Annotated in this window: 8 protein-coding genes; 6 read left to right on the forward strand and 2 right to left on the reverse strand. The window is 70.4% G+C overall.

What is annotated here, in order from left to right:
* Window positions 1–60: 60 nt before the first annotated feature.
* The 6 genes from OG496_RS39935 (at window position 61) to OG496_RS39960 (ending at window position 7,325) form a co-directional block, all read left to right on the forward strand.
* Window positions 61–2,766 (forward strand): DNA translocase FtsK, encoded by a 2,706-nt coding sequence (locus OG496_RS39935; protein WP_405974307.1) that lies wholly within the window; start codon window positions 61–63, stop codon window positions 2,764–2,766.
* A 264-nt stretch (window positions 2,767–3,030) separates the two neighbouring features.
* The gene (locus OG496_RS39940) at window positions 3,031–3,888 is read left to right on the forward strand and encodes a helix-turn-helix domain-containing protein (RefSeq protein WP_405974308.1); all 858 of its coding nucleotides are present in this window, start codon (window positions 3,031–3,033) and stop codon (window positions 3,886–3,888) included.
* A gap of 111 nt (window positions 3,889–3,999) precedes the next feature.
* Window positions 4,000–5,472 carry a 30S ribosomal protein S12 methylthiotransferase RimO gene (gene rimO / locus OG496_RS39945; RefSeq protein ID WP_405974309.1) on the forward strand — a complete coding sequence of 491 codons (1,473 nt, stop codon included), beginning with the start codon at window positions 4,000–4,002 and terminating at the stop codon, window positions 5,470–5,472.
* On the forward strand, window positions 5,469–6,299 hold the full coding sequence (pgsA, locus tag OG496_RS39950) for a CDP-diacylglycerol--glycerol-3-phosphate 3-phosphatidyltransferase (RefSeq protein WP_405974310.1): 831 nt from the start codon (window positions 5,469–5,471) through the stop codon (window positions 6,297–6,299). Before rimO ends, pgsA begins: the two co-directional genes overlap by 4 nt.
* On the forward strand, window positions 6,296–6,841 hold the full coding sequence (locus OG496_RS39955; protein WP_366493426.1) for a CinA family protein: 546 nt from the start codon (window positions 6,296–6,298) through the stop codon (window positions 6,839–6,841). The genes pgsA and OG496_RS39955 overlap by 4 nt, the downstream gene beginning before the upstream one ends.
* Before the next feature lie 109 nt (window positions 6,842–6,950).
* Window positions 6,951–7,325: a helix-turn-helix domain-containing protein gene (locus OG496_RS39960; protein ID WP_019060943.1), complete on the forward strand. Its 375-nt coding sequence runs from the start codon at window positions 6,951–6,953 to the stop codon at window positions 7,323–7,325.
* Window positions 7,326–8,185: 860 nt separating this feature from the next.
* On the opposite strand, the gene OG496_RS39965 is transcribed toward OG496_RS39960, so the two are convergent.
* Together OG496_RS39965 and OG496_RS39970 are read right to left on the reverse strand one after the other, a co-directional pair.
* Window positions 8,186–8,950 carry an SDR family NAD(P)-dependent oxidoreductase gene (locus OG496_RS39965; protein WP_405974311.1) on the reverse strand — a complete coding sequence of 255 codons (765 nt, stop codon included), beginning with the start codon at window positions 8,948–8,950 and terminating at the stop codon, window positions 8,186–8,188.
* Between the two features lie 32 nt (window positions 8,951–8,982).
* Window positions 8,983–9,936: a DNA-formamidopyrimidine glycosylase family protein gene (locus OG496_RS39970; RefSeq protein ID WP_405974312.1), complete on the reverse strand. Its 954-nt coding sequence runs from the start codon at window positions 9,934–9,936 to the stop codon at window positions 8,983–8,985.
* Window positions 9,937–10,249 lie beyond the last annotated feature (313 nt).

Raw genomic sequence — 10,249 nt, forward strand, 5'->3', positions numbered from 1 at the left:
GAACGGGTGAAGCAGTGGACGCACGTGTCCCCTGCCGCCTCCACAGGTAACCTCACACCTATGGCCTCACGTCCCTCCGCAGCCAAGAAGCAGCCCGCCAAGAGGGCTGCTCCGGCGAAGAAGGCCGCTGCGAAACGGGCCCCCGCGAAGAAGGCGGCGGTCAAGAGGACCGCCCGCCCGGCGCCCAAGCCGGCGCCCAGCCCCACCGGGGGCATCGTCAAGCTCGTGCGCGCCGTCTGGCTCGGTACCGCGCACGCCGTCGGCGCGGTGTTCCGCGGCATAGGGCAGGGCGCGAAGAACTTGGACCCGGCACACCGCAAGGACGGCGTCGCGCTGCTGCTGTTCGGCCTCGCGCTGATCGTCGCCGCCGGCACCTGGGCCGATCTGCGCGGCCCGGTCGGCGACCTCGTCGAGATCCTGGTGACCGGCGCCTTCGGCCGGCTCGACCTGCTCGTGCCGATACTGCTCGCGGTGATCGCCGTGCGCTTCATCCGGCATCCCGAGAAGCCCGAGGCCAACGGCCGCATCGTGATCGGCCTGTCCGCGCTCGTCATCGGCGTGCTCGGCCAGGTCCACATCGCCTGCGGCGCGCCCGCCCGCAGCGACGGCATGCAGGCCATAAGGAACGCCGGCGGCCTCATCGGCTGGGGTGTGGCGACCCCGCTGACATACACGATGGGCGAGGTCCTCGCCGTACCCCTGCTCGTACTGCTCACGGTCTTCGGGCTGCTGGTCGTCACGGCCACGCCCGTCAACGCGATCCCGCAGCGCCTGCGGCTGCTCGGTGTGAAGCTGGGCATCGTCCACGACTTCGACGACGAGGACGAGTTCGCCGGCGAGGACGACGAACGCTACGACGAGCAGTGGCGCGAGGCACTGCCCGCGCGCCCCCGCAAGCGCGGGAGCGCCCCCGAGGCCTACGACCCCGAGAGCGCCGAGCAGGACGCCCTCTCCAAGCGCCGGAGCCGCCCCCGGCGCTCCGCCGTGCCCCAGCCCGACATGAACCGCCCCATGGACGCCGTGGACGTCGCAGCGGCCGCCGCAGCCGCGCTCGACGGGGCCGTCCTGCACGGAATGCCGCCCTCGCCGATCGTCGCCGACCTCACCCAGGGCGTACGGGTCGGGGGAGACCGCGAGGACACCACCCCGACGCCGGTCCCCGCCGCGCGCCCCAAGCAGGAGAAGCTCAAGGCCGAGCCGGTCGAGCGCGTCGTGGCGGACCTGACCAAGGCGCCCCCGGAGGAGATGCGCGACCTGCCGCCGCGGGCCGAGCAGCTCCAGCTGTCCGGCGACATCACGTACGCGCTGCCCTCGCTCGACCTCCTCACGCGCGGGGGCCCCGGCAAGGCGCGCAGCGCCGCGAACGACGCCGTGGTCGCCTCACTGACGAACGTCTTCTCCGAGTTCAAGGTCGACGCCGCCGTCACCGGCTTCACGCGCGGGCCCACGGTCACGCGCTACGAGGTGGAGCTCGGCCCCGCCGTCAAGGTCGAGCGGATCACCGCCCTCACCAAGAACATCGCCTACGCCGTCGCCAGCCCCGACGTGCGGATCATCAGCCCGATCCCCGGCAAGTCGGCGGTCGGCATCGAGATCCCGAACACGGACCGCGAGATGGTCAACGTCGGCGACGTCCTGCGCCTCGCGGACGCGGCCGAGGACGATCACCCGATGCTCGTGGCGCTCGGCAAGGACGTCGAGGGCGGCTACGTCATGGCCAACATGGCGAAGATGCCGCACATCCTGGTGGCCGGTGCCACCGGCTCGGGCAAGTCGTCCTGCATCAACTGCCTGATCACGTCGATCATGTGCCGCGCGACCCCCGAGGACGTCCGCATGGTTCTCGTCGACCCCAAGCGCGTCGAACTGACCGCCTACGAAGGCATCCCGCACCTGATCACGCCCATCATCACCAACCCGAAGAGGGCCGCCGAGGCGCTCCAGTGGGTCGTACGCGAGATGGACCTCAGGTATGACGACCTCGCGGCCTTCGGGTACCGGCACATCGACGACTTCAACCAGGCGATCCGCGACGGCAAGCTGAAGACTCCGGAGGGCAGCGAGCGGGAGCTCAAGACCTATCCGTACCTCCTGGTGATCGTCGACGAGCTCGCCGACCTGATGATGGTCGCGCCGCGGGACGTCGAGGACTCGATCGTGCGCATCACGCAGCTCGCGCGCGCGGCCGGCATCCACCTGGTGCTCGCCACGCAGCGGCCGTCCGTCGATGTCGTCACCGGTCTGATCAAGGCGAACGTGCCCTCCAGGCTCGCGTTCGCCACCTCGTCCCTGGCCGACTCACGGGTCATCCTCGACCAGCCCGGCGCCGAGAAGCTGATCGGCAAGGGTGACGGGCTGTACCTGCCGATGGGTCAGAACAAGCCCACCCGTATGCAGGGCGCCTTCGTCACCGAGGACGAGATCCACGCCGTCGTGCAGCACTGCAAGGACCAGATGACCCCGGTCTTCCGGGAGGACGTCACCGTGGGCACCAAGCAGAAGAAGGAGGTCGACGAGGAGATCGGCGACGACCTCGACCTGCTGTGCCAGGCGGCCGAGCTGGTCGTGTCCACGCAGTTCGGGTCCACCTCGATGCTCCAGCGCAAGCTGCGCGTCGGCTTCGCCAAGGCCGGGCGGCTCATGGACCTCATGGAGTCCCGGGGCATCGTCGGACCCAGCGAGGGATCCAAGGCGCGTGACGTTCTTGTGAAGGCCGACGAGCTGGATGGCGTGCTCGCGGTGATCCGCGGGGAGTCTGAAGGGTAGGCGTCCGCCGGAAGGTCCGCCGAAAGGATGCGACCGTGATCCACCCGTTAGAGATCGTCGGGCAACCGTTTCCCTTTGCCGTACGTCAAGTTGAGCGAGAAGACAGATCGGGCTCCCACCATGGGGTCCGTGTCTGGCTCGCCGTCGGGCGCTCCGGCCATACCGATGGCGTACAAAGTCCTACCGCCCGGTTGCCCCACCCTTCGGTACCCCCCCTAGACTGAATTTCCAGCACAGGTGGCTACACGCTCGAAAGGCGCCCCCGTGTCCATCGGCAACTCCCCTGAAGACGAGCGTCCGTTCGAAGACGGTCGTTCCTCAGACGGTCATGAGGAAGAAGCCCGCCCTTCCGTCGGCCGAGCCCTGCAGCAGGCGCGCATCGCCGCCGGGCTGACCGTCGACGACGTCAGCAGTGCCACCCGGGTGCGCATCGCCATCGTGCACGCCATCGAGGCCGACGACTTCACGCCCTGCGGCGGTGACGTCTACGCCCGCGGGCACATCAGGACCCTCGCCAAGGCCGTCCACACCGATCCCGCCCCCCTCCTCGCGCGCTACGACGACGACCACGGCGGACGTCCGGCCCCGACGCCGGCGGCGCCCCTCTTCGAGGCGGAACGTATCCGCCCCGAGCGGCGGGGCCCCAACTGGACCGCGGCCATGGTCGCCGCGATCGTCGCCGTGGTCGGCTTCGTCGGGTTCACGGCGTTCAAGGGCGGCGACAGCGACAGTGACGCCGCGTCACAGGTCACCCAGGGGGCCTCGCCCAGCGCCAGCAAGCCCGCCGCGCCCAAGCCCTCGACCACCACCGCCACGCCCAAGTCCGACCCCTCCGACAGTGCCATCGCCGCCGCGCCGCAGGACAAGGTGACGGTCCAGGTGAGCGCGGTCGACGGCCGCAGCTGGATCTCCGCCAAGGACCACAACGGCCGGATGCTCTTCGACGGACTTCTTAAGAAGGGCGAGTCCAAGACCTTCCAGGACAGCTCGAAGGTCAACCTGATCCTCGGCGACGCCGGTGTGATCCAGCTCTACGTCAACGGCAAGAAGATCGAGGACGACTTCCAGCCCGGAGCGGTGGAGCGCCTCACGTACACGAAGGGCGACCCCGAGGTCGGTTAGGGCCCTGAGGCCGGCTGATCGGTCCTACGGGGTGGTTGTTCCGAGGGGTTGGCCAAGATCGGCCAACCCCTTCGACGTGGGGTGTCAGTGGGACGAAGTAGTCTTGAGCCCATGCCTGAACGCCGTACCGTCGCACTCGTCACTCTTGGCTGCGCCCGTAACGAGGTGGACTCGGAGGAGCTCGCAGGCCGCTTGGAGGCGGACGGCTGGCAACTCGTGGAGGACGCCGAGGACGCGGACGTCGCTGTCGTCAACACCTGTGGCTTCGTCGAGGCCGCAAAGAAGGACTCCGTCGACGCCCTCCTCGAAGCCAATGACCTGAAGGGTCACGGCAGAACACAGGCCGTCGTCGCGGTCGGCTGCATGGCCGAGCGGTACGGCAAGGAGCTCGCCGAGGCGCTGCCCGAGGCCGACGGAGTGCTCGGCTTCGACGACTACGCCGACATCTCCGACCGCCTGCAGACCATCCTGAACGGCGGCATCCACGCCTCGCACACCCCGCGCGACCGCCGCAAGCTGCTGCCGATCAGCCCCGCCGAGCGGCAGGAGTCCGCCGCCGACGTCGCGCTGCCCGGCCACGGCCCGGTCGACCTCCCGGACGGCCTCGCGCCCGCCTCGGGCCCCCGCGCGCCCCTGCGCCGCCGCCTGGACGGCTCCCCGGTCGCCTCGGTGAAGCTCGCCTCCGGCTGCGACCGCCGCTGCACCTTCTGCGCCATCCCGTCCTTCCGCGGCTCCTTCATCTCCCGCCGCCCGAGCGACGTCCTGAACGAGACCCGCTGGCTGGCCGAGCAGGGCGTCAAGGAGATCATGCTGGTCTCCGAGAACAACACGTCCTACGGCAAGGACCTGGGCGACATCCGCCTCCTGGAGACGCTGCTGCCGGAGCTGGCGGACATCGACGGCCTGGAGCGGGTGCGGGTCAGCTACCTCCAGCCCGCCGAGATGCGCCCCGGGCTCATCGACGTGCTCACCTCGACGCCGAAGGTCGCGCCCTACTTCGACCTGTCCTTCCAGCACTCCGCCCCCGATGTGCTGCGCTCCATGCGCCGCTTCGGAGACACCGACCGCTTCCTCGAACTGCTCGACACCATCCGCTCCAAGGCTCCGCAGGCGGGCGTGCGCTCGAACTTCATCGTCGGCTTCCCCGGCGAGACAGAGGCCGACCTGGCCGAGCTGGAGCGCTTCCTGAACGGCGCGCGCCTGGACGCCATCGGTGTCTTTGGCTACTCCGACGAGGAGGGCACGGAGGCGGCGACGTACGACAAGAAGCTCGACCAGGACGTCGTGGACAAGCGGCTCGCGCACATCTCCCGGCTCGCCGAGGAACTCGTCTCGCAGCGCGCGGAGGAGCGCGTCGGTGAGACCGTGCAGGTGCTGGTGGAGTCGGTGGACTCCGAGGACGGCGCCTACGGCCGCGGCGAGCACCAGGCGCCGGAGACGGACGGCCAGGTGCTCCTCACGAGCGGCGAGGGCCTGAGCGTCGGCCGTATGGTCGAGGCGAAGGTGGTCGGTACGGAAGGTGTCGACCTGGTGGCCGAGCCGCTCCTGGGCTCGCTCGCGTGTAGTGAGGAGGCGGGCAGATGACCGGAGTCCCGGCATCGGCGGCGGGCGACACCTCCAGCGCGAACGGCGCGCCCGCGAGCGCGGGTTCCGGTGCGGCCTCCGGTGGCGCCTCTTCCGGCGCGATGTCGGGCAGTGTCTCCGGCGGTGTCCCCTCCGGGGGAGTCTCGGCCGGTGGTGCCTCTTCCGGTGCTGTCGAGTCGGGCGTGCCCGGTGGTCCGCGGCCGGCGCGCGGTGCGAAGGTCGTCGCCGCGGCCGTCAACCAGGCGAGCGTCTGGAACATCGCCAACTTCCTGACCATGCTCCGGCTGCTGCTCGTCCCCGGCTTCGTCGCGCTGATGCTGGCCGACGGAGGGTACGACCCGGCGATGCGCTCGTTCGCCTGGGCGGCGTTCGCCATCGCCATGATCACCGACCTGTTCGACGGCCATCTGGCGCGGACCTACGACCTCGTCACTGACTTCGGGAAGATCGCCGACCCCATCGCCGACAAGGCGATCATGGGCGCGGCACTGATCTGTCTCTCCTCGCTCGGCGACCTGCCGTGGTGGGTGACCGTGGTCATCCTCGGCCGGGAACTCGGGATCACGCTGCTGCGTTTTCTTGTCATCCGGTACGGCGTCATCCCCGCGTCGCGCGGCGGCAAGCTGAAGACGCTCACCCAGGGCGTGGCCGTAGGAATGTATGTGCTGGCGCTGACGGGCTGGCTGGCCACTCTGCGGTTCTGGGTCATGGCGGCGGCTGTCGTTCTGACCGTGCTGACCGGGCTGGACTATGTGAGACAGGCCATTGTGCTGCGCAGGCAGGGAATCGCCGAACGCATGGCAGCGTCGGAGGAGATGGAAGCGTGAGTTCCACGGCCACTGAAGTGGTGCGACTACTGACGGTGAGCGGTGCGACGCTCGCTGTCGCCGAGTCGCTCACCGGTGGCCTGGTTGCGGCGGAGATCACATCGGTGCCCGGAGCCTCGAAGGCCTTTCGTGGTTCGGTCACCGCCTACGCCACCGAGCTGAAGCACCAGCTGCTCGGTGTCGACGCCGCCCTGCTGGCCGAGCGGGGAGCGGTGGATGCGCAGGTCGCGGCCCAGATGGCGGCCGGCGTGCGGAAGGCCCTGGGTGCCGACTGGGGCATCGCGACCACCGGCGTGGCGGGCCCGGAGCCGCAGGACGGACAGCCCGTGGGCACCGTCTTCGTGGCCGTGGACGGCCCCTTCGGACCGGATTCGGATGCCGCCGGTGGCGGGAAAGTGGCCGCGCTGCGGTTGAACGGCGGCCGGGCGGAAATTCGTAGAGAGAGTGTACGGAGCGTACTCGCGCTGCTTCTGGAGCGGCTCGTGAGCGAACAGACCGGGAATGAGCGGACACAGGATACGGAACAGAACGGGGGGTTTTGATGTTTGCAGCCCTGAGTGAACACGACATCGCTCCCCGCACGGCCGCGGCGCAAGGCGGTACGGTGGGGCGAGAAGGATGCGGCTACGCGGTCCGAGGAGGGAGCCACCGATGATTCTGCTCCGTCGCCTGTTGGGCGATGTGCTGCGTCGGCAGCGCCAGCGCCAGGGCCGTACTCTGCGCGAAGTCTCCTCGTCCGCCCGAGTCTCACTCGGCTATCTCTCCGAGGTGGAGCGGGGGCAGAAGGAGGCTTCCTCTGAACTGCTCTCCGCCATCTGCGACGCGTTGGACGTACGGATGTCCGAGCTCATGCGGGAAGTGAGCGACGAGCTCGCTCTCGCCGAGCTGGCCCAGTCTGCTGCGGCCACCGGTTCTGTGCCCACGTCGGTACGTCCGATGCTGGGTTCCGTGTCGGTGACCGGTGTGCCACCGGAACGGGTGACCATCAAGGCCCCCGCCGAGGCGGTGGACGTGGTCGCCGCGTGACGCTCAGGCTCACGCTGACGTGACGCTGATCTAGACCGATGAGGCGCTGACCGGCCTCAACGATATGTGCGAGCCCCGGCCGGGGCTTCTCCAGGGAGATCTGGAGGGGTGCGGTCGGGGCTTTCGCGTTGTCGCCCTTTCGCCTGGGGGTGGTGGCGGGAGGCCTGGAGGGGCTGGACGCCGGTCGCTCTGGTCCGGGGCCCTGCGTGGCTGGGGCGGTCCGTTTGCCGGTGCGGGCCGGTGCGGTCATGGTTGAGGCGAGTGGTGCGTGCGTGTGCCGTCGATGCGCCCTTCTTGCGGGTGACCGGGACGTTCTGACGTCGGGCTGGAGGTGGGGCCGTGGCGGGGCGAATAGCACGCTGGGGGCTCGCGCTCGGGCTCTGCGCCGTGTGGTGGTGGGCCGTACTGCGGCTCGCGCTGACCCCGCACGCGGGGGCGCTGGAGGGGGCCGTGGCGGCCGGGGGGTGGGGGCTGAGCCTGCTTCCGGTGCACTGCATGCCGAAGGCGCGGGCGGCGGGGGCTGTGGCCGCGGGGCGGTGGAGGGCGGCCTGGCGGGGGTCAGTCGTGCCGGTTGCCGGGGTGTCGCCGGATGTTGGCTTTACGGGCGTTGGGGTGACCGACGTTGGGGTGTCGGCGGACCCCGGGGTGACGAGCGCTGGGGCGTGGCCGGACCCTGGCGTGACGGACGTTGGGGTGATGTCGGGCCCGGGCGGGACGGACGCTGGGATGACGGACGGACGTTAGGGGCACGCCGAACCTGGGCGTAACGGACGCTGGGGTGTGGTCGGCGGACGGACCGGTGCCGGGTGACGGACCATCGTCGGCCCCCGGACCAGCGCCGGGCGTCGAGTCGGTGCCGGTTACCAAGGCATCGCCACGCCGCCGTTCGGGCGGAGGATCTGGCCCGTCGTGAACGACGACGCGTCCGACGCCAGGTGCAGCACGGCGTGGGCGATGTCCTCCGGCTCACCTACCCGGCCCAGTGGCGACAGCCGGACCATCAGCGCCTCGGTACGGGCCTGTACCTCGGCCTCGTGGTGGTCGGTCATCGGCGTGCGGACCCAGCCCGGCGCGACCGCGTTGACGCGGATGCCGTGCCGGCCCAGCTCCGTCGCCAGTGTCTTCGTCAGCTGGACGACGGCCGCCTTGGTCACGCTGTAGCAGAGGAGTCCGGCTCCTCCGGTGTCGATCGCGCCGGACGCCATGGTGACGATGCTGCCCCTGGTGCCGCGGTCGAGCATCAGCCGGGCCGCCTCCTGGCAGGCGTACAGGACGCCCTTGAAGTTGACGTTCAGCACCCGGTCGAGATCCTCGTCCCGGGTCTCCAGCACGGTGCTGCTGTGCATGATCCCGGCGACCGCGGCCATCACGTGCAGGTCCTGGCAGGAGTCCACGGCCTGCTTCAGCTGGGCGCGGTCGGTGACGTCGAGGTGGTGGGTGCGGGCGGTGCCGCCCTTGTCCTTGATCAGGGTCGCCGTCTCGTGCAGGCCCTGCGCGTCGCGGTCGGCGCAGTGCACGGTGGCGCCCGCCTCGGCGAGCAGCACGGCGGAGGCGCGGCCGATACCGCTGGCGGCGCCGGTGACGAAAGCGGTGCGTCCGGTGAGGTCGTACGCCTTGACGGGCATGAACCGACCGTACGAGGGTTTCTGACGGGTCGTCAATTAGTCGTGCGGTGCTGAGTTCCGCGGGGTGGGGTGGTGCCCGGCGCCGGTCCTATCTGGCAGGTCGGGCACCAGTAGGTGGGGCGTTCGCGGGAGCCGTCGCCCTGGTCGGCCGTGCGGATGGGGGTGTTGCAGCGGAGGCAGGGGCGGGGGGCACGGCCGTAGACGAAGAGGTCTGGGGTGTGGGGGCCTGTGGGGCGGAGGGTGGTGCCGGGGGGTGTGGCGCGGGTGCCTGGAGTGGGGCGGGTCGGGGTGCTGGGGCCTGTGAGGCGGTTTGGGATGGGGGAGTTGTTCGTGAGGGTGCTTGTGGTGTTGCGGATGGGGCGGTCGCGGTTGGCTTCCAGGAGGAGCTTGGCGATGGCGGGCAGCTTCGCGGCGCGGTCGGCGGGGAGTGCGCCGATGGGGAGCCAGGGGGTGGCGCCCAGGAGGAAGCAGAGTTCGCTTTTGTAGATGTTGCCGATGCCGGCCAGGTTGCGCTGGTCGAGCAGGGCCTCGCCGAGGGGGCGGGTGGGGTCCGCGAGGAGGTTGGCGAGGGCCAGTTCCGCGTTCCAGTCGGGGCCCAGGAGGTCGGGGCCGAGGTGGCCCACGGCGCGGGGTTCTTCGGTTGTGCGGAGGAGTTCCAGGACGGGGAGGCGGTAGCCGACGGCCGTGCGGTCGGCGGTGCCGAGGATCACGCGGATCTGGTGGGCCGGGCCGCCGCCGCTCCAGCGCCGGCCGTTGACGTAGACCCTCCAGGTGCCGTCCATCCGCAGGTGCGAGTGGAGGGTGAGGCCGCCCTCGATACGGGTCAGCAGGTGTTTGCCCCGGGGTGTGACGTCCAGGACGGTGCGGCCGGTGAGGTCTGCCGTGGCGTACTTGGGCACCCTGAGGTCGCTACGGGTCAGCACCTGTCCCGCGAGGGCCGTGTGGAGGCGCTTCGCGGTCTGCCAGACGGTGTCGCCTTCAGGCATGGGTCAAGGGTGGCATGGGGTGGGAGGGGGTGTGGGGTGTGGAGCGGGTTGGGGTGAGGGGGCGCGTGGGATGAGAGGGGGCGCGGGATGGGCGGCGCCCTCGGTATGGGCGGCGCCGGGCGAGAGGGGGCGTGGGGTGAGGAGAGGCGTGGGGTGAGGGCAGGCCTTGGGTGGGAGTGACATGGGGCGAGGGGCTGCGCGAAGTGAGAGGCGGCACGAGGTGAGGGTCGGCTTGGGGCGAGCGGTGACTCGGGGTCAGGGGCGGCTCGGGTTGAGAGGTGGTTCGGGTGAGTGGTGGCGTGGGTGAGTGGTG

The organism is Streptomyces sp. NBC_00988, assembly GCF_045162645.1.
Lineage (GTDB): Bacteria > Actinomycetota > Actinomycetes > Streptomycetales > Streptomycetaceae > Streptomyces.

Excerpts from the sequence above, each read along its gene's own strand:
- OG496_RS39935 (WP_405974307.1), top strand. The coding sequence starts at position 61 with ATGGCCTCACGTCCCTCCGCAGCCAAGAAGCAGCCCGCCAAGAGGGCT.
- rimO (WP_405974309.1), top strand. The coding sequence starts at position 4,000 with ATGCCTGAACGCCGTACCGTCGCACTCGTCACTCTTGGCTGCGCCCGT.
- pgsA (WP_405974310.1), top strand. The coding sequence starts at position 5,469 with ATGACCGGAGTCCCGGCATCGGCGGCGGGCGACACCTCCAGCGCGAAC.
- OG496_RS39960 (WP_019060943.1), top strand. The coding sequence starts at position 6,951 with ATGATTCTGCTCCGTCGCCTGTTGGGCGATGTGCTGCGTCGGCAGCGC.
- OG496_RS39965 (WP_405974311.1), bottom strand. The coding sequence starts at position 8,950 with ATGCCCGTCAAGGCGTACGACCTCACCGGACGCACCGCTTTCGTCACC.
- OG496_RS39970 (WP_405974312.1), bottom strand. The coding sequence starts at position 9,936 with ATGCCTGAAGGCGACACCGTCTGGCAGACCGCGAAGCGCCTCCACACG.